The organism is Diaphorobacter sp. JS3051 (genome assembly GCF_015832135.1).
Classification (GTDB): Bacteria; Pseudomonadota; Gammaproteobacteria; order Burkholderiales; family Burkholderiaceae_C; genus Diaphorobacter; species Diaphorobacter nitroreducens.
The window spans coordinates 2,272,844-2,292,054 of record NZ_CP065406.1; the positions used below are offsets into that span (position 1 = coordinate 2,272,844).

A 19,211-nucleotide genomic window follows, 5' to 3' on the forward strand; every position below is an offset into this window, starting at 1 on the left:
GGGCGGTGCAAAAGGACGAGCGCGGCCTATGCCGCCCTACTCCCTAAGAACTATGCCGGGCTCTGGGGGTTATTCCGTGAGGCGGTGGCGGTCCGAGGCGTAGACCGCCGCCTGCACGCGCGAGGACAGTCCCAGCTTGCGCAGAATGTGCTGCACATGGATCTTCACGGTGGTCTCGGCAATGTCGAGCGCACGTGCGATTTCCTTGTTGCTGAGACCGCGCGCAATCTCGCGCAACACGTCTTCTTCGCGCGGCGACAACACCGACGCGGGCTCTTCCTCTTCGGGCAGGGGCTCGGGCGTGGGCGCCCCCTGGGACTGGAACGCCGCCACCAGCTTGCCCATCATTTCGGGGCTGACCACCGGCTCGCCGCGTGCAGCCCGCCGTATCGCCTGCGCAAGCAGGTCACCGTCAATGGTCTTGAGCAGATACCCCTGCGCGCCGTTGCGCAAGGCGGCCGCCAGGTCCTGCCCATCCTCGCTCACCGTGAGCATCAACACGCGGCTGCCCTGCGACGCCTCGCGCAGGTCGGCGATGGCGTCCACGCCGCGCACACCGGGCAGGTGGTTGTCCAGCAGGATCACGTCGGGGCGCAGCGCAGGCAGCAGACGCAGGGCCTCCGCGGCGTCCCCGGCCTCGCCCACCACGCGCAGGTCCGGCTGCTGGGACAGCAGCGCCACCAGTCCGCGGCGCAGCAAGGTGTGGTCATCGATCAGGAAAAGCGTGGTGGGAACATTCATGCGGCGGCGGAAGAAACAAGGGAGAGGGGCAACGCAGGCTCCTCGCGGGTGGTTGGTGGCAGCTCCAGGACTACGCAGGTGCCACCGCCGCCGGGGCGCGAAACCAGCTCCAGATGCGCACCGATGCGCTGCGCGCGTTCACGCATGATGCCCAGGCCCACATGCAGCGAATCGGGTGGCACGCTGTCCGGGTCGAACCCGCAGCCATCGTCCTGCACCTCGAAGCGCCAGCGGGGGTGGCGCTGCACCCGCAGCTCCACGCGGCGTGCATCGGCGTGCTTGCGCACGTTGGACAAGGCCTCCTGCAGGATGTGCAGCACCTGGATCTGCACGTCCTGCGCCAGCGGCAGGCCGTGCCCCGCCATGCTCAGCGCCGTGGCCGCGCCGGTCTGGTGTTCGAACTTCGAGAGCGTGGCGCGCAGCGCCGCTTCGATGTCCTCGTCCTGCGTGCGCGTGCGAAAGTGCACCAGCAGCTCACGCACGTCGGCATAGCATTCGCGCACACCGGTATCCAGCTCCGCCATGCTGCGGTCACGCGCTTCGGTGTTGCCCTTCGCCACCGCGTCGCGCAGCAGCTGGGTCTGGATCTTGAGAAAGGCCAGCGACTGCGCGATGGAGTCGTGCAATTCGCGCGCAATGAGGCTGCGCTCCTGCGCCACCGCTGCCTCGCGCTCCAGCGCCGAGGCGCGCAGGCTTTCCATGGAAGTGGCCAAGTGATGCGCCATGGTGGACAGCAGCTCGCGCATCTCCGCCGACAGCTCCAGCGGACTGCGATACAGCAGCGTGACCTCACCCAACAGGCGCTGGTGCATCTGCACCGGGATACTCACCACCGTCTCGAAGCCGGCCTCGCGGCAATGCGGCAACTGCAGGCCCCCGACAGGCATGATCGGAATCACACGCATGCGCGCCTGGCCCTGCGCCTGTCCGCATTCGCAGGCGCCGGTGACCACGCAGTGCTCGTGTTCCACCAGCGACTGGGGCAGCCCGTCGGAGGCCAGCAGCACGTAGCGCTCGTTGGCTTCGTCCGACCAGCGCACGGCCGCCGCGTCGCACCCCGCCACGCGGCGGATCTGCTGCACGAAACCCTGGGTCAACTCCTCCAGGCTTCCCGCCTCCGCCGCAAGGGCGCTCACCGCATACAACGCCGCCAGGCGCTGGTTGCGCACTTCGATGGTGGCGGTCTTCTCGCGTACCTTGCGCTCCAGGTCCTCATGCGAGGTCTGCAGCGCATGGGCCATGAGGTTGAAACCCGCCGTCAGCTGGCCGAACTCGTCGTCTGCTTCCACCTCCAGGCGCGTGCCCAGGTCGCCCTTGCGCAGCCGCGCCAGGGCCTGTTGCAGCCGCGTGACGGGGTTGAGTACGAGCAGGTAGCTCAGCGCCATGAAGGCCACAGCCGAGCCGATGGCCAACGCCACCATGAACAGGTGGAACAGATGCAGCACCGCCGTGAGGCGCACGATCTGGATCTCGATGGCCTCGACGAAGCTGTCCAGGTCCAGCACGAAGGCATCGGCGCGCGCCACGGCCGAGGCGGTGCTTTCATAGTGCGCGGCAGCTTTCCAGTCGTTTTCGATGAGCAGCCACTGCCGCCGGATGTGTTCGTAGCGCTCGCGCGTGTCATCGCTCCAGGGCACGAACAGCGGCCGGGCGGGGTCACCCGTGCGCAGCAACTCCAGCCCTTCGTTGAAGCGCGTTTCCAGCCGCGCGAATTCCTGGGGCGACTCGTTCTGCTGGGCCAGCACCATGCGCAGCATGTTCATGCGCAGGCGGCCCGCCTCGTTCACCGCAGCGGCGCCCCCCTCCAACTTCCAGGTCACCCACAGCGTGAAGCCGATGGATGCCAGCGCCACCAGCAGGAACACCGTGCCCATGGCCAGCAGCTTGGTGGACAGCGTGGACTTGTTGCGCATGGCGGCAGTGTAGGCACGCGCTTTTGAAATGTCTTGATGGAAGTCAAGTTTGCTCAAGCCTACGGCCGCGGCATACAAGCGAAAACATGCTTCCGCGCGCTCCCATCAAGCGCAAACAGCTATCATATTGATAGTGAACGCCCTGATGTTGCCAGGGCGTTCCGGTCTGCTCAGCCGCAGCTGCCCAGGGCGCCGCACTGGGTGCAGTAGTCGCAGCCGTCCTTGCGGATCACGGCGTGGGCACCGCACTCATTGCACTTCTTGCCGGCCATGGCCGGAGGCATGCCGGTCGCGGGCGCTGCGGCGGGCTCGTCCAGCGGCAGCACCTGCTGCTGCGGCATGGCACGCTGGGCCAGGATGTTCTGCACGGCATACGCGATGGCGGCCACCTCGGAGTCGTGCCACAGCGGCACGTGGGTGCCGTCGGCCTTCTGGTGCGTGCCCAGGCGCACGGGGCCACGGTCCCAGGCGACCTTGCGCATGTCGGACAACGCGCGCTCCAGGAAGCCGCCGCGCGCGGCCAGCGACAGCAGGCGCATGCTGGAGGTGATCCACTGCAGCGATTCGCCGCTCTGCCCCACGGGCATGAAGAACTCGATGGCGCGGTCCACCGTGCCGCCGCGCCCGTCAGGCACGGGCAGGAAGGAGACGATCAGGTACAGCGTCTTGTGGCCTTCCTGCGTCCAGTACTCCAGCTTCTCCGCCACGGCCGACAGGCCGCCTGTGGGACGGCTCTCGATCATGGTGCGCATGGGGTCCACCACCACGGGGGCGGGCGCGGCCTCGGGTGCGGCGGCGGGGGCTGGCGCTGCGGCGGGCGTGACTTCCAGCACGGCGCCCAGGATGCTGTTGGGCCGGTAGGTGGCCAGGCCCTTCAGGCCCGAGTGCCAGGCCTGCATGTACAGGCCCTTGAAATCGGCGTAGGGGTAGTCCTCGGGCACGTTCACGGTCTTGGAGATCGCCGTGTCCACGAAGGGCTGCACGGCCTCCATCATGGCCACGTGGTCGGCGGCCGCCATGTCCATGGCGCTCACGAAGTACGCTGGCAGATGGTTCACGTCGCCGCCCAGCGTCTTGTACAGACGCCAGGCGTAGTCCTCCACCACGTACTCGCTCTTGCTGCCGTCGGCCTCGCGCTTGCGGCGCGTGTAGCTCCAGGAGAACGGCGGCTCGATGCCGTTGGAGGCGTTGTCGGCAAAGGCCAGGCTCACCGTGCCCGTGGGCGCGATGGACAGCAGGTGGCTGTTGCGGATGCCGTGCTTGCGGATGGCCTTCTGGATGTCCGCGGGCAGGCGGCTGGCGAAGGTGCCCTTGGCCAGGTAGCCATCGGCGTCGAACTTGGGGAATGCGCCCTTTTCCTTGGCCAGTTCCACCGACGCGCGGTAGGCCGCGTTGCGCATGCGCTCGGCGATCTGTACCGCCATGTCGCGCCCTTCCTGGCGGTCGTAGCGCTTGCACAGCATGGCCAGCGTGTTACCCATGCCCGTGAAGCCCACGCCGATGCGGCGCTTGGCCGCCGACTCGGCCTGCTGCTGCGGCAGGGGCCAGAAGGTCACGTCCAGCACGTTGTCCAGCGCGCGCACCTGGGTGGCCACGGCCTGCTCGAAGGCATCGAAGTCGAACGACGCCTCGCCATGCAGCCCGAACGGGTTGCGCACGAAGCGTGTGAGGATGATCGGGCCCAGGTCGCAGCAGCCGTAGGGCGGCAGCGGCTGCTCGCCACACGGGTTGGTCGCCTGGATGGTCTCCGTGTAGTGCAGGTTGTTGTCGGTGTTGATCTGGTCCAGGAACAGGATGCCGGGCTCAGCGAAGTCGTAAGCCGACTTCATGATCGTGTCCCACAATTCGCGCGCGCGCACCGTGCGGTACACCCACTGGCCGTCGGCGCGCTGGTGTGCGCCCTGGGCCTGCAGCTCCGCACCGGGCGCGGCGCCATGCACCAGCTCCCAATCACGGTCCTGCTCCACCGCTTCCATGAAGGCGTCGGGCACGCCCACGGACACATTGAAATTGTTCCAGCGGCCCGGCGTACGCTTGGCGGTGATGAAGTCCAGCACGTCCGGGTGGTCGATGCGCAGCACGCCCATCTGCGCGCCGCGGCGCGCGCCCGCACTCTCCACCGTGGAGCAGGACTGGTCGAAGACGTTGATGTAACTGCAGGGGCCCGAGGCCATGGAGGCCGTGCCCTTCACCAGCGCGCCGCGCGGGCGGATGCGCGAGAAGTCGTAGCCCACGCCGCCGCCGCGGCGCATGGTCTCGGCGGCCTCGCGCAGGGCCTCGTAGATGCCGGGGTAGCCCGCATCGTCCACGCCCTGGATGCAGTCGCCCACGGGCTGCACGAAGCAGTTGATGAGGGTGGCCTGGATGTCGGTGCCGGCGGCGCTCATGATGCGCCCCGCCCCGATGGCGCCGGCACGCAGGTTGTCCAGGAAGCGCGCCTCCAGGGCCTGGCGCATGTCCTCGCGCTCGACCGAGGCCAACGCCCGCGCCACGCGGCGGAATAGATCCTCGACATCGCTCTCGCCGTCTTTGAAGTATTTCTCCTTCAGCACATCCATGCTGATGGGTTGTGTAGACAGGGCGGGGGCAAGGTCGGTGATTTCACGCTGCATGGAAGGGGCTCCGAAAGGATCTAACTGACGTGCACGCCGCGACCCAAGCGCGGCGGCAATTCTCGATTTTCACACCGCGCGGGACGCTTCGCCGCGAACCTTACATGAAGACCCTGCGAAGTCGTTGTCGCCTCGGCGGTCACGCGGCCGTGCAGCCTAGTTGCGCTCTCCGTTTCCTGTAGCACGCCAGCCGCCCGTGGCGCGGCCTGCCGCAAATTACGGCCCAAAGCGCTCCTCATGCAAGTCACATTTACGCCCGGTTGCAATGCCGCCACGTCCTACCATTGGGCATGCCAACCCTACCGCTGTACCGCTTTCTGCTCGCCACGCTGGCTCTGGCATTCGCCGCCGGCTGTACCACACTTCTGGAGCAGTCGGCACCAACCACCGCGGGCAACGCCGCCTGGGACGCCCAACTGGAGCGCTGGCCGCCCGTGGACGCCCTGCTGCTGGGCGAGCAGCATGACGCCGCCGCCCACCAGCAGTGGCAGCGGCACACGGTCCAGTGGCTCGCCGCGCGCCAGCGCCTTGCGGCCCTGGTGTTGGAGATGGCGCCCGAAGGCGCGGGCACCGATGGCCTGCCGCCGGACGCGGACGCTGCCCAGGTGCGCGCCGCGCTGCAATGGGATGAGCAGGCCTGGCCCTGGGACCGCTATGCGCCGGTGGTGATGGCTGCCGTGGCCGCGGGCGTGCCGGTGCGCGGCGGTAACCTGCCGCGCAGCCAGATGCCGCAAGCCATGCGCGACACCGCGCTGGACACGCACCTGCGTCCCGCAGCGCTGGCGCGCCAGCGCACCGCGATCGAGGAGGGCCACTGCGGCCTGGTGCCGGCGCAGCGGCTGATGCCCATGGTGCGCATCCAGTTGGCGCGGGACGCCCGCATGGCGCGCGCCGTGCAGGCCGCCCACCGCCCCGGCCGCACGGTATTGCTGGTGGCGGGCTTCGGCCATGTGCAGCGCAGCCTGGGCGTGCCCACGTGGCTGCCGAGTAATTTCACGTCAAAAGTGGCAATAGCCCAAGCGGGACAGGCGCGAGCAGCTATTGAAAGTGAAGCGGATCACATCCACCGCACGCCGGCGCTGACGCCCCACGACCCGTGCGCGGAGCTGCGCGAGCGCTGGCCCGGCCCGCCGCCCGCGCCGTAGCGGACGCTGGCCCCAGCCCGCGCTCGCTCAGCCCGCCATGCCGTTGTGCGCCTGCAGCAGCCGGGCGAACTCCTCCGCCGGCAGGGGGCGGCTGCACAGGTAGCCCTGGTAGGCGTCGCAGCCGCGCTCGCGCAGGAACGCCAGCTGCTGCGGCGTCTCCACCCCCTCGGCCAGCACCGACAGCCCCAGGCTGTGCCCCATGGCAACGATGGCGGCGCTGATGGCCATGTCGTCGGCGCTGCGGGGAATGTCGCGGATGAAGCCCTGGTCGATCTTGAGCACGTCGATGGGAAAGCGCTTGAGGTGCGCCAGGGACGAATAGCCGGTGCCGAAGTCGTCCACCGCCATGCGCACGCCCAGCTGCTGCAGGCGTTGCAGCACGGCGCGGATCTCGTCGGGCCGCTCGGCCAGCACCGACTCGGTCAGTTCCAGCTCCAGGCAGCGGGCCGGGAAGCCGCTGGACTTGAGCGCCTCGGCGGCGCAGGCGGCCACGTCGGTCAACTGGAACTGGCGCGGCGAGAGGTTGATGGCCAGGCGGATCTCCGGCAGGCCGTCGGCGCGCCAGCGTTGGCCCTGCTCGCAGGCGGCGCGCATCACCCACTGGCCCAGCGGGCCGATCACGCCCGAGGTCTCGGCCACGGGGATGAAGCGCGCGGGCGAGATCATGCCCTCCTGCGGGTCCAGCCAGCGCACCAGCGCCTCGGCCCCCATGATCCGGCCGGTGGCGATGCATACCTGCGGTTGGTAGTACAGCCGCAGGTGCCCCTGCGCCAGGGCCACGCGCAGCCGCGCCTCGATCTCCAGGCGCTCGCGCGCGGCCTGAATGAGCGATTCGTCAAAGAAGCAATACGCGCCGCGCCCGCGGGCCTTGGCGCCGTACACCGAGGAATGCGCGCCCTGCAGCAGCGCCTCGGTGGTCCGCGCATGCCCGGGGAACATGCAGATGCCCACGCTCACGCCCACCACCACCTCAATGCCATCGGGCGTGCACCAGGGCGTGCTGGCCGCGGCGATCAGGTGCCGCGCCACGGCTGCCGCGCCGTCCGCATGGCGCAGGTGGCGGGCCAGCACGGCGATCTCGTCGCCGGCCAGCCGCCCCAGCAGATCGCCCGGGCGCAGGCTCTGCTCCACCTGGCGGGTGATGTGCCTGAGCACCTCGTCGCCCACGGCGTGGCCGTAGCTGTCGTTCACGTCCTTGAAGCGGTCCAGGTTCAGGAGCAGCAGGGCCATCAGCTCGCCGCTGTCCTGTGCCTGGCGCACGGCGCTGTCGAGCTGCTCGCCAAACCAGGCGCGGTTGGGCAGGCCGGTCAGCGGGTCGCAGTGCGCCAGGAACTCCAGGCGCTGGTGCTGGGCCTTTTCCTCGGAGATGTCGGTGAACATGCACACGTAGTGCGTCACCGCGCCGTCCGCGCCGCGCACGGCCGAGAGCGACATGCGCTCCGGGAACACCTCGCCGTTCTTGCGCCGGTTCCAGATCTCTCCCTGCCAGTGGCCCGTCTGGCGCATGGTGTCCCACATGGCCTCGTAGAACACCGGTCCGTGCCGCCCCGACTTGAACACGCGCGGGTTCTGGCCCAGCAACTCTTCCTCGGTATAGCCCATGAGCCGCGTGACGGCCGGGTTGACCGAGAGGATGCGGCCGTCCGCATCGGTGACCACCACGCCTTCGATGGTGTTGTCCACCACCGTGGCCGCCAGGCGCCAGCGCTGTTCGCTGAGCGCCTGCGCGTCGCGCGCGGCATGCACTTCACGCAGGGACTGCAGCACGCACACCAGGTGGTCGGGCTCGCTCTCCAGGGCCAGCACATGGCTCACGGTGCACAGCACGGGCAGCTGCGATCCATCGCGCTGGTTGCGGCACCAGCGCTCGCCCTGGTAATGGTCGATCTCGCCGGCGCGCAGCCGCTGCAGTTGCCGCTGCGCCCAATCGCTGTCGTGCGGACGCACCAGCGTGCGAAAGTCGACCTGCGGCAGCGGCTCGTGCGGCGCCACGCCCAGCCATTCACGCAGGCGTTCATTGGCCCACACCAGGTGGCCGTCCATGCTCAACCGCGCCATGCCGGCGGGCGCGTGGCGCAGCACCTGCTCCACCCGGCGCGCCAGGGTGCGCCGGCTCCCGCCCCGGCGCCAGCGCAGCAGGAGCCAGCCCAGCAGTGCGCCCGCCAGCACGGCGTCCAGCCCGCTCTTGTACTGCAGCAGGGTCTGCAGCGCCTGCGGCTCCAGGGGCAGGTACTGCAAGGCGGCCGCACCCGCCCAGGCCCAGGCCGCACCCATGGCAACAACGGCCAGCGCCAACATCCAGCGGCCCTGCAGGGGCCTCCACGAGGGCCTGCGGCCCGCGCCTTTACTCAGCAATCCACACTCCTGAAGGGGCCTCGCGTGCTGCGACAATCGCAGCATATGACCCATTCCTACATCCTGACACTGTCCTGCCCCGACCGGCTCGGGCTGGTGCACGCCGTCTCCGGCTTCCTGCTGGACCACGGCGGCAACATCGAGGAAGCCGCTCAGTACAACGACCAGGGCACCGGCCTTTTCTTCATGCGCGTGCAATTCGCATGCGAGTCCACCGACGAAGCCACCCTCAAGGCCGAACTGGCCACCTTTGCCGAAGAGCACAGCATGCGCTGGAGCCTGCATGCCACCAGCGCGGCCATGAAGACCGTGCTGATGGTCAGCAAGGAAGGCCACTGCCTCAACGACCTGCTGTTTCGCTACAAGAGCGGTCTGCTGCCCATCGACATCCGCGCCATCATCAGCAACCACCGCGACTTCTACCAGCTCGCGGCCAGCTACAACATCCCTTTCCACCACATCCCCGTCACCGCCGCCACCAAGGCGCAAGCCGAGGCCAAGCAGTACGAGATCATCCAGGCCGAGGGGGCCGAACTGGTGGTGCTGGCGCGCTACATGCAAGTGCTGTCCAACGACCTGTGCACCAAGCTGTCGGGCCGCGCGATCAACATCCACCACAGCTTCCTGCCCAGCTTCAAGGGCGCCAAGCCCTATTACCAGGCGCATGACCGCGGGGTGAAGCTGATTGGCGCTACCGCCCACTACGTGACGGCCGACCTCGACGAGGGGCCGATTATCGAACAAGATGTTACAAGAGCAGATCACACGGATACCGTGGAAGATCTCACCGCCCGCGGGCGGGACACCGAAAGCCAGGTGTTGGCGCGCGCCGTGAAGTGGCACAGCGAGCACCGCGTGCTGCTCAACGGCCACAAGACCGTCGTCTTCCGCTGAACCCGCCCTGCCCCACACGCCGCCATGGCCACGCAATCCCTTTCCATCGCGGCCAAGGCGGCCCTGGACGCCGCCAGCCTGCGGCGCATCCCGCCCATCCAGTGCCTGCTGACCTTCGAGGCGCTGGCGCGCCTGCGCAGCGTGACGCAGACGGCCGATGAGCTGTGCGTCACCCCCAGCGCCGTAAGCCACCGCGTCAAGCAGCTGGAGCAGATCCTGGGCACGCGGCTGTTCGGGCGGGCCGACTTTTCCCTGACCACCGACGGCAGCGCCTATCTGGCCCATGTGCGCGAGGGGCTCACCGCGCTGCAGCGCTTCCCAGGCACGGCAGTGGCGCCGGGCAAGCGCCGGCTGAAGATCGCGGTCACCCCCACCTTCGCGCGCGCCTTGCTCATCCCGCGGCTGCGCCAGTTCACCGAGACCTACCCCGAGATCGACCTGGCCCTGCAGGTCTCCATCCCGCTGCTGGACGTGGTGGCGGAGGACGCGGACCTCGTCGTGCGCTACGGCCCCGGCCACTACGCCGACATGGAGCATGTGGAGATCGCACGCGACGTGCTCACGCCCCTGGCCTCGCCCGGCTTCGTGCGCGAGCACGGCCCCTTCGAGCGCCCCGAGGACCTGGAAGGCCTGCCCCTGCTGCGCAGCCCGCTGGAGCCCTGGCGCAGCTGGTTCGCAGCCGTGGGCCTGGCCTGGGCCGAACCCAACGAAGGCTCGCAATTCAACGACGTGGGCCTGATGTGCGACGCCGCCGCGGCGGGCATGGGCGTGGCCCCGGTACGGCTCAAGCTCGCCGCGCCCTGGCTGGACCAGGGCACACTGGTACGCCTGTTCGACACCGACGCCCCCAGCCCCTACGCGCACTACCTGTGCTGGCGCACCGGCACCATGGACCGCTGGGAATGCGCGGCCTTCGCCGACTGGCTGCGCCGCACGCTGGGGTAACCCCGCAAGCGGCGCGGCCGTGCGCAAGCCAATTTCCATAAGCCAAATCAGGCTCTAGCGCTTATCCATCAATCGCCAGTAGCTATTAATAACGCAGCAATTGGCGCAACACGGCTCACGCCCGCCTGCAAGAAAACTCACGCCGCGCGCGCACACCATGGCCTACAGTCACGCCATGCCCAGCCCCACATCCACCGAACGCGCCCAGCGCCAGGCCGAGGTCGTGCAGGCCCTTTCGGCCTGCGTGCCGCAGCATGCACTGCTCTGGCAGCCCGAGGACACCACGCCTTACGAATGCGACGGCCTCACGGCCTACCGCCAGCGCCCGCTGGTCGTGTGCCTGCCCGAGACGGAAGGCGAAGTGCAGGCCGTGCTGAAGACCTGCCACCGCCTGGGCGTGCCCGTGGTGGCGCGCGGCGCAGGCACGGGCCTGTCGGGCGGCGCCATGCCGCATGCTATGGGCGTGACGCTGTCGCTGGCCAAGTTCAACCGCATCCTGGACCTGGACCCGGTCGCCCGCACGGCGCGCGTGCAGTGCGGCGTGCGCAACCTGGCCATCAGCGAGGCCGCCGCGCCCTACAACCTGTATTACGCCCCTGACCCCAGCAGCCAGATCGCCTGCACCATCGGCGGCAACGTGGCCGAGAACTCCGGCGGCGTGCATTGCCTGAAGTACGGCCTGACGGTGCACAACGTGCTGCGCGTGCGCGGCTACACCATGGAGGGCGAGCCCATCACCTTCGGCAGCGAGGCGCTGGACGCACCCGGCTACGACCTGCTGGCCGCCGTGATCGGCAGCGAGGGCATGCTGGCCGTGGCGCTGGAGGTCACCGTCAAGCTGGTGCCCAAGCCGCAGCTGGCGCGCTGCATCATGGCCAGCTTTGACGACGTGCGCAAAGCCGGCGACGCCGTGGCCGCGGTGATCGCCGCCGGCATCATCCCCGCCGGGCTGGAGATGATGGACAAGCCCATGACCGCCGCCGTGGAGGACTTCGTCAAGGCCGGCTACGACCTGACGGCCGAGGCCATCCTGCTGTGCGAGTCCGACGGCACACCCGAGGAGGTGGAGGAAGAGATCGCGCGCATGAGCGAGGTGCTGCGCGGCTCGGGCGCCACGGCCATCTCGGTCAGCACCAGCGAGGAAGAGCGCATGCGCTTTTGGAGCGGGCGCAAGAACGCCTTCCCCGCCAGCGGCCGCATCAGTCCCGACTACATGTGCATGGACTCCACCATCCCGAGGAAGCGCCTGGCGGACATCCTGCTCGCCATCCAGGAGATGGAAAAGAAGTACCAGCTGCGCTGCTGCAACGTGTTCCACGCGGGCGACGGCAACCTGCACCCGCTGATCCTGTTCGATGCCAACGACCCCGACCAGCTGCACCGCTGCGAGCTGTTCGGCGCCGACATTCTGGAAACCAGCGTGGCCATGGGCGGCACCGTGACGGGTGAGCACGGCGTGGGGGTGGAAAAGCTCAACTCCATGTGCGCGCAGTTCACCGTGGAGGAGAACGCGCAGATGTTCGCGCTCAAGGAGGCGTTCGACCCGCAGGGCCTGCTCAACCCCGGCAAGGTGATCCCGACGCTGAACCGCTGCGCCGAGTACGGCAAGATGCTGGTGCGCAACGGCAAGATGAGCCACGCCAACCTGCCGCGCTTCTGACGGCCACCACGCGCGCTCGCGCCCTGGGCTGACAGCGCGGCGCGCAACCAGGTGCCAGCATGGCGCTTTTACCCCTGACAAGGAGGTGCGCCATGCCCGTGTTGTCCCCGTTCCCGTTTCGACTTCCGCGCCGTCTGGCGCCGCTGGGTCTGTGTGCCCTGCTGACCAGCGGCGCCAGCGCCGTGCAGGCGCAGGCCGACAGCGCGCCCCGCCCGGCCGTGCTGCCGCCCGTGCAGACGGCCGGCGCGCTGCACTACCAGTGCGGCGGCATCGGCACGGACGAATCCACCGCCATGCGCGCAGCCATGAAGGACTACCCCCTGTCGCTGCTGTTCGCGCGAGCGGATGGCGCCTACGAGGCCAACGTCGACGTGCGCATCACCCCGCAAGGCGGGGGCGACGCGATGCAACTGCGCGCCGGCGGTCCCGTGTGCCTGCTGCAACTGCCTGCGGGCAGCTACCGTGTGGAGGTACAGGGCACCGGCCAGAACCACAGCCGCACCGTGCAGGTAGGCCGGGCGCCGCAAACGCTGGATTTTCGGTTCTAAGCAAAATCGGGGCTTAGCGCTTATCCAGCAAGCGCTAGCAGCTACCAATTAGATAGCGATCACGACCCGACCACCGCCGCCCACAACGCGCCCGCGTGCGAGACGGCGAACAGCAGCAGCCCGATGCAGCCCCCCACCACGGTGCCGTTGATGCGGATGTACTGCAGGTCGCTGCCGATGTGCAGTTCCACCAGCCGCGCCATCTCCTGCGCGTCCCAGCGCTGCACCGTAGCGCGGATGTGTTCGGCCACCGACTGCGCCACATCGGGCGCAAAGGTGGCGGCCCACAGTTCCAGGCGCACGTTCAGGCGCACCCGCAGCGCCGCATCACCCGCGAGCGACAGCCCCAGCCACTGCCCCATGTCGGCCACGCGCGCGGACAATGCCGAGTCTTCGTTCATCAGATCGTCGCGCAGCTTCTGGCGCAGGTCGCTCCACAGATCGCGCACATAGCGGCCCAGCACCTCGTCGTTCTGCAGGTAGCCGCGCACCTCGTCGCCGCGGCGCGCCCAATCGGGGTCGGTCTGCAGGCGGGCGATGAGGCGCTGCACGGCGCCGTCCAGCGCCTCGCGCAGCTCGTGCTGCGGGTCCTCGGCCACCGCCTTGAGCAGGGTGTCCACGGCGTGCGTGATGGCCGAGGCGCCCTTGCCCGAGAGCCAGTCGGTGGGCAGCACCTTCTGCTTGAGCGGATGCTCACGCTTGATCCACTGCAGCAGCGTGTCGGCCACGAAGGCGCGCGTGTCCTCCGATCGCACCATGCCGCCCAGGCGCTCCAGCAGGTCGTCCAGCAGCGCCTGGTGCCGGCCCTGGTAGGTGAGCGCGCCCAGCGCCGACGCCATGGAGCGCGACAGGTCGATCTTGCCCACCAGCGTGCGCGCGGCCTGGCTCAGGAAGGCCTGGATCTTCGCGTCCTCCACCGTGTCCAGCGCGGTCAGCGCCAGCCTGGCCACCTGCCTGCCCAGCAGGCGCGCGTTGGCCGGTGCCGTGAGCCACTGCGCCAGCATGTTGGCCGGATCGTGGCGGCGGATCATGGTCACGAGCGAAGGCGCGTCCAGGAATTTGTCGCGTACGAACACCGCCAGGTTGCCGCCGATGCGGTCCTTGTTGCGCGCAATGATGTCGGTGTGGCGCTGCACCAGCGGCAGCGGGATGCGCCGAAACAGCGCCGACACCGCAAACCAGTCGGCCAGGGCGCCCACCATGGCGGCCTCCGCCACGGCGCGCACGCAGGCCACGCCCAGACTGGGTGGAAAGAAATAGGTCAGCGCAAAGACGACGACCACTGCCAGCAGCAGGCCGGTGGCCTGGCGCTTGGCCCGGGACAGCTGGGAGGCACGGCCCGCGAGCGCGGCCGGCTCGGCCGAAGCCGCGGCCTGCGCACCAGGCTCCAGGGGGGACGCATGCATGCGGGAAAGCATAGCCGCGCACCGCGGCCCACGCCACCCCGCGGTTGTAGGAGATGGACGCTTTTGCGCCGCCGGCCAGTCAGCGCGCCGGCGCGACCTGGTCCAGCGCCGCGGCCAGGTGGCCCACCGTGCGGTCCACGTTGTGCCACTTCTCCAGGCCGAACAGGCCCAGGCGGAAGGTCTGGAAGTCCGCACCCTCGCCGCATTGCAGCGGCACGCCCGAGGCGGTCTGCAGCCCCGCCTCGGCGAACTTCTTGCCGCTCTGGATGCCGGGGTCGGTGGTGTAGCTCACCACCACGCCCGGTGCCTCGTAGCCCGCAGCCGCCACGCTGGGAAAGCCCCGCGCCTGCAGCAGCGCGCGCACCTTGGCGCCGAGTGCGATCTGCTCGTCGCGCACCTTGGCAAAGCCGTAGTCGCGCGTTTCCAGCATCACGTCGCGCAGGCGCACCAGCGCATCGGTGGGCATGGTGGTGTGGTAGGCGTGCTGGCCCTTTTCGTAGCCCTCAGCGATCTGCATCCACTTCTTGAGGTCGCACGAGAAGCTGGAGCTCTGCGTCTGCTCGATCGCCTCGCGCGCGCGGGCCGACAGCATCACCATGGCGCAGCAGGGCGAGCCGCTCCAGCCCTTTTGCGGCGCGGAGATCAGCACGTCCACACCGGTCTTTTCCATGTCCACCCACATGGCACCGGAGGCCACGCAGTCCAGCACGAACAGCGCGCCCACCTCGTGCGCGGCGTCGCTCACGGTGCGCAGGTAATCGTCGGGCAGCAGGATGCCACTGGCCGTCTCCACATGCGGGGCGAACACCACCTTCGGCCGCTCGGCGCGGATGGCGGCGGCCACCTCGCTCGCCGGGCAGGGAGCCCAGGGCGCCTGTGGACCGTCGCCCTGGCGGCGCGCCTGGCAGACCACGGCACCACCGCCCAGCCCGCCGGCGTCGAAGATCTGGCTCCAGCGGTAGCTGAACCAACCGTTGCGCACGATGAGCACCTTCTCGCGGTTGGCGAACTGGCGTGCCACGGCCTCCATGCCGAAGGTGCCGCTGCCGGGCACGAGCACCGCGGTGTGCGCGCGGTAGACCTCCTTGAGCGTCGCCAGGATGTCCTGCATCACGCCCACGAAGCGGCGCGACATGTGGTTGAGCGCACGGTCGGTATAGACCACCGAGAATTCGAGCAGGCCATCGGGATCGACATCGGGCAGCAAACCGGGCATGAGGGAATCTCCGTCAAAACTAGAGGACGGCCAGCTTATCAGGCCGGGTAGTGGCGCGCACCGAAGATGCCGCTGCCCACGCGCACCATGGTGCTGCCGGCGCGCACCGCGGCCTCCAGGTCGCCGGTCATGCCCAGCGACAGGGTATCGACCGCCTCGAACCCCGGGCCGCCCTGCGCGCGCAGGGTGTCGAACACCTGGCGCACGCGCAGCAGCACGGCCAGTTGCGCGGCCTCGTCGGGCGCCGGGTCGGGGATGCTCATGACGCCGCGCAGCGTGAGCCGCGGCAGCGCTGCCACCGCCTGGGCCAGCGCCAATGCCTCCTCGGCCGGCACACCGGCCTTGGTGGCGCCACCATCCACGTTCACCTGGATACAGACCTGCAGCGCGGGCAGGTTGTCGGGACGTTGGTCGGACAGACGCTGCGCCGTCTTGGGGCGGTCCACCGTGTGCACCCAGTCGAAGTGCTGGGCCACCAGGCGGGTCTTGTTGCTCTGCACCGGGCCGATGCAGTGCCACTCCAGCGGCTGCGGCAGCCCGAGCGCCGCCACCAGAGCCATCTTTTCCACGGCTTCCTGAATGTAGTTTTCGCCAAACCGCCGCTGGCCCGCCAATGCCGCGTCACGCACGGCCTCGGGGCCGAAGGTCTTGGAAACCGCCAGCAGCGCCACGGCATCGGGTGGCCTGCCGGCAGCCGCGCAGGCGCGCGCGATGCGCTCCCGCACATTCTGGAGGTTGCTGGCAATCGTCGTCATAATGTTCGCCCAAGCGTATCAAACGATAAGAGGGAATCCGTGGACATCACCCAATTGCTCGCCTTCAGCGTGAAGAACAAGGCGTCCGACCTGCACCTTTCCGCCGGCCTGCCGCCCATGATCCGGGTCCACGGGGACGTACGCCGCATCAACGTCGATGCACTGGACCACAAGACCGTCCACGCCATGGTGTACGACATCATGAGCGACGCCCAGCGCAAGACCTACGAAGAGTTCCTGGAAGTGGACTTTTCCTTCGAGATCGACGGCCTGGCGCGCTTTCGCGTCAACGCGTTCAACCAGAACCGCGGCGCGGCCGCGGTGTTCCGTACCATTCCGAGCAAGATCCTGACGCTGGAGCAGCTCAACGCGCCCAAGATTTTTGCCGACCTGGCGCTCAAGCCGCGCGGCCTGGTGCTGGTGACGGGCCCCACAGGCTCGGGCAAGTCCACCACTCTGGCGGCCATGGTCAACTACCTCAACGAAAGCGAGTACGGCCACATCCTCACGGTGGAAGACCCGATCGAGTTCGTGCACGAGTCCAAGAAGTGCCTGATCAACCAGCGTGAAGTCGGCCCGATGACGCTGTCGTTCGCGGCCGCGCTGAAGTCCGCCCTGCGCGAAGACCCGGACGCCATTCTGGTGGGCGAAATGCGCGACCTGGAGACCATCCGCCTGGCCATGACCGCCGCGGAAACGGGCCACTTGGTGTTCGGCACGCTGCACACGTCCAGCGCCGCCAAGACCATCGACCGGATCATCGACGTCTTCCCCGCCGAGGAAAAGGAAATGGTGCGCGCGATGTTGTCGGAGTCGCTGCAGGCGGTGATCTCGCAGACGCTGTGCAAGACCAAGGACGGTTCTGGCCGCGTGGCGGCGCACGAGATCATGCTGGGCACGAGCGCCATCCGCAACCTGATCCGCGAGGCCAAGGTGGCGCAGATGTACTCCACCATCCAGACCAGCAACAGCGTGGGCATGCAGACGCTGGACCAGAACCTCTCTGACCTGGTGCGCCGCAACATCATCAGCCCGGCCGAGGCGCGCAGCAAGGCCAAGATTCCCGAGAACTTCCCCGGCTGACCCCCCTCCAAGGCGGGCCCGCACACTTTTTCACTACCAGGCTCGTTGGTACACGAGCCCGCATCGGAGCCCCATCATGAAAGGCATTCTCGGCCTGCTCAAGTCCAAAAACCGCAAGTCCGGCGAGGAGAGCACCGACTCGGTGTTCTTCACCACCGCATTTGCCGGCCAGGGCGTGGAGCAATCACAACTGGTCCCCTGGGAGGCGCGCGCCGTCGAAGTCGATGCCAAGCGCCTGCCCCAAAGCCGTGGCGGTAGGCTGCTGCAGTCGCTGTGGAGCAAGGACAAGTACATGGCGCACCTGGACCACGACGCCGTGGAACGCATGGAGCGCTTCTTCGAGTTCGCCTCCGTTGCGCCCAACCGCGACCTGATCCGCCAGGACGAATACGGCAACTTCATGGTCGTGCTGCTCACGGGCACCATCGCCGTGGACCGTGTCCAGCCCTGGGGAGAGCAACTGCGCCTGGCCGAGACGCGGCCCGGCGATATCCTGGGCGAGATGTCGCTGCTGGACAGCGGCATCCGTTTTTCGGCGTGCACCACGCTCACGGAATGCGAGATCGCGGTGCTCAGCGCCGAGGCGCTGGATGAGATGATGGCCCACGACCCGCAACTGGCCGCCAGCCTGGTGGCCCTGCTGGCGCGCAAGCTGTCGCAGCGCCTGCGCGTGGTGAGCGCGCGTCTGAGTGAAAATCAACGCTGAACAGCCCGGCACAACAACACAAGGCTGACGACCAAGGGGGTATGGGATGGAACGGGATCAGGCGAGTAAATTCATCAACGATCTGCTCAAGCTGATGGTCAGCCGCGGGGGGAGCGACCTTTTCATCACGGCGGAGTTTCCGCCGGCGATCAAGGTCGACGGCAAGGTCACCAAGGTCTCTCCCCAGCCTCTGACGCCCAACCACACGCTCACGCTGGCGCGCGCCATCATGAGCGACAAGCAGGTGGCCGACTTCGAGCGCACCAAGGAGTGCAACTTTGCCATCTCGCCTGCGGGCGTGGGCCGGTTCCGCGTGAACGCCTTCGTGCAGCAGGGCCGCGTGGGCATGGTGCTGCGGACGATTCCGCTCACGCTGCCCACCATCGACGGCCTGGGCGTTCCGCAGGTGCTCAAGGAAGTCACCATGACCAAGCGCGGACTGTGCATCCTGGTCGGCGCGACGGGCTCGGGCAAGTCCACCACGCTGGCCGCCATGCTGGACTGGCGCAACGAGAACTCCTTCGGCCACATCATCACGGTGGAAGACCCGGTGGAATTCGTGCATCCGCACAAGAACTGCGTAATCACGCAGCGCGAGGTGGGCCTGGACACCGACAGCTGGGAGGCGGCCCTCAAAAACACCCTGCGTCAGGCGCCGGACGTGATCCTGATGGGCGAAATCCGCGACCGCGAGACCATGGAGCACGCCGTGGCGTTTGCCGAAACCGGCCACCTGTGCCTGGCCACGCTGCACGCCAACAGCGCCAACCAGGCGCTGGACCGGATCATCAACTTCTTCCCCGAGGAGCGGCGCGCCCAGCTGCTGATGGACCTGTCGCTGAACCTCAAGGCACTGATCTCGCAGCGCCTGATTCCCAAGCAGGACGGCAAGGGGCGCGCGGCCGCCGTCGAGGTGATGCTGAACACGCCGCTGATCGCCGACCTCATCTTCAAGGGCGAGGTGGCCGAGATCAAGGAAATCATGAAGAAGAGCCGCAACCTGGGCATGCAGACCTTCGACCAGGCACTGTTCGACCTGTTCGAGGCCAACGTGATCAGCTATGAGGATGCCCTGCGCAACGCCGACTCGGTGAACGACCTGCGCTTGCAGATCAAGCTCAGCAGCCAGCGTGCCAAGACGACGGACCTGGCCTCGGGCACCGAGCATTTCGCCATCGTCTGATACCCACACACTCGCCCCACCCGGCCCGCCCCTGCGGGCCTCTCTTTTT

Annotated in this window: 15 protein-coding genes; 8 read left to right on the forward strand and 7 right to left on the reverse strand. The window is 68.3% G+C overall.

Annotated features, from left to right (window positions below):
• Nucleotides 1-69 precede the first annotated feature (69 nt).
• From I3K84_RS10860 to I3K84_RS10870, 3 genes are all read right to left on the reverse strand, one after another.
• Nucleotides 70-741 carry a response regulator gene (locus I3K84_RS10860; protein WP_196994495.1) on the reverse strand — a complete coding sequence of 224 codons (672 nt, stop codon included), beginning with the start codon at nucleotides 739-741 and terminating at the stop codon, nucleotides 70-72.
• Complete coding sequence (locus tag I3K84_RS10865) at nucleotides 738-2,654, reverse strand: type IV pili methyl-accepting chemotaxis transducer N-terminal domain-containing protein (RefSeq protein ID WP_196994496.1); 1,917 nt, start codon at nucleotides 2,652-2,654, stop codon at nucleotides 738-740. Before I3K84_RS10865 ends, I3K84_RS10860 begins: the two co-directional genes overlap by 4 nt.
• A 170-nt stretch (nucleotides 2,655-2,824) precedes the next feature.
• Nucleotides 2,825-5,266 (reverse strand): adenosylcobalamin-dependent ribonucleoside-diphosphate reductase, encoded by a 2,442-nt coding sequence (locus I3K84_RS10870; RefSeq protein WP_196994497.1) that lies wholly within the window; start codon nucleotides 5,264-5,266, stop codon nucleotides 2,825-2,827.
• Between the two features lie 290 nt (nucleotides 5,267-5,556).
• Between I3K84_RS10870 and I3K84_RS10875 the strand changes: the two genes are divergently transcribed.
• Entirely contained in the window at nucleotides 5,557-6,411 is an 855-nt protein-coding gene (locus tag I3K84_RS10875) for a ChaN family lipoprotein (protein WP_196994498.1), read from the forward strand.
• 27 nt (nucleotides 6,412-6,438) lie between these two features.
• Here I3K84_RS10875 and I3K84_RS10880 read toward each other — a convergent pair whose 3' ends face one another.
• Nucleotides 6,439-8,811 (reverse strand): putative bifunctional diguanylate cyclase/phosphodiesterase, encoded by a 2,373-nt coding sequence (locus I3K84_RS10880; RefSeq protein ID WP_370567734.1) that lies wholly within the window; start codon nucleotides 8,809-8,811, stop codon nucleotides 6,439-6,441.
• Between I3K84_RS10880 and purU the strand changes: the two genes are divergently transcribed.
• The 4 genes from purU to I3K84_RS10900 all read left to right on the forward strand — a co-directional run bounded on the left by purU (nucleotide 8,812) and on the right by I3K84_RS10900 (nucleotide 12,813).
• A complete protein-coding gene (gene purU / locus I3K84_RS10885) occupies nucleotides 8,812-9,660 on the forward strand; it encodes a formyltetrahydrofolate deformylase (protein WP_011803889.1) in 849 nt (282 codons plus the stop codon).
• Nucleotides 9,661-9,684: 24 nt separating this feature from the next.
• Nucleotides 9,685-10,605, forward strand: a complete 921-nt coding sequence (locus tag I3K84_RS10890; protein WP_012655462.1) for a LysR substrate-binding domain-containing protein — start codon at nucleotides 9,685-9,687, stop codon at nucleotides 10,603-10,605.
• A 175-nt stretch (nucleotides 10,606-10,780) separates the two neighbouring features.
• Entirely contained in the window at nucleotides 10,781-12,265 is a 1,485-nt protein-coding gene (locus I3K84_RS10895) for an FAD-linked oxidase C-terminal domain-containing protein (protein WP_187148595.1), read from the forward strand.
• A gap of 92 nt (nucleotides 12,266-12,357) precedes the next feature.
• Entirely contained in the window at nucleotides 12,358-12,813 is a 456-nt protein-coding gene (locus I3K84_RS10900; RefSeq protein ID WP_231403309.1) for a carboxypeptidase regulatory-like domain-containing protein, read from the forward strand.
• A 59-nt stretch (nucleotides 12,814-12,872) separates the two neighbouring features.
• Here I3K84_RS10900 and I3K84_RS10905 read toward each other — a convergent pair whose 3' ends face one another.
• The 3 genes from I3K84_RS10905 to I3K84_RS10915 form a co-directional block, all read right to left on the reverse strand.
• Nucleotides 12,873-14,219 carry a DUF445 domain-containing protein gene (locus tag I3K84_RS10905; protein WP_187148593.1) on the reverse strand — a complete coding sequence of 449 codons (1,347 nt, stop codon included), beginning with the start codon at nucleotides 14,217-14,219 and terminating at the stop codon, nucleotides 12,873-12,875.
• Between the two features lie 79 nt (nucleotides 14,220-14,298).
• Nucleotides 14,299-15,435: an aminotransferase class V-fold PLP-dependent enzyme gene (locus I3K84_RS10910; RefSeq protein ID WP_196994501.1), complete on the reverse strand. Its 1,137-nt coding sequence runs from the start codon at nucleotides 15,433-15,435 to the stop codon at nucleotides 14,299-14,301.
• 38 nt (nucleotides 15,436-15,473) lie between these two features.
• Nucleotides 15,474-16,190, reverse strand: a complete 717-nt coding sequence (locus I3K84_RS10915; protein ID WP_196994502.1) for a YggS family pyridoxal phosphate-dependent enzyme — start codon at nucleotides 16,188-16,190, stop codon at nucleotides 15,474-15,476.
• Between the two features lie 39 nt (nucleotides 16,191-16,229).
• Here I3K84_RS10915 and I3K84_RS10920 point away from each other — a divergent pair, with 39 nt between their 5' ends.
• The 3 genes from I3K84_RS10920 to I3K84_RS10930 all read left to right on the forward strand — a co-directional run bounded on the left by I3K84_RS10920 (nucleotide 16,230) and on the right by I3K84_RS10930 (nucleotide 19,162).
• Nucleotides 16,230-17,273: a type IV pilus twitching motility protein PilT gene (locus I3K84_RS10920; protein WP_011803881.1), complete on the forward strand. Its 1,044-nt coding sequence runs from the start codon at nucleotides 16,230-16,232 to the stop codon at nucleotides 17,271-17,273.
• 76 nt (nucleotides 17,274-17,349) lie between these two features.
• Entirely contained in the window at nucleotides 17,350-17,979 is a 630-nt protein-coding gene (locus I3K84_RS10925; protein ID WP_047350275.1) for a Crp/Fnr family transcriptional regulator, read from the forward strand.
• A gap of 46 nt (nucleotides 17,980-18,025) precedes the next feature.
• Nucleotides 18,026-19,162: a PilT/PilU family type 4a pilus ATPase gene (locus I3K84_RS10930; RefSeq protein WP_012655455.1), complete on the forward strand. Its 1,137-nt coding sequence runs from the start codon at nucleotides 18,026-18,028 to the stop codon at nucleotides 19,160-19,162.
• Nucleotides 19,163-19,211: the final 49 nt, after the last annotated feature.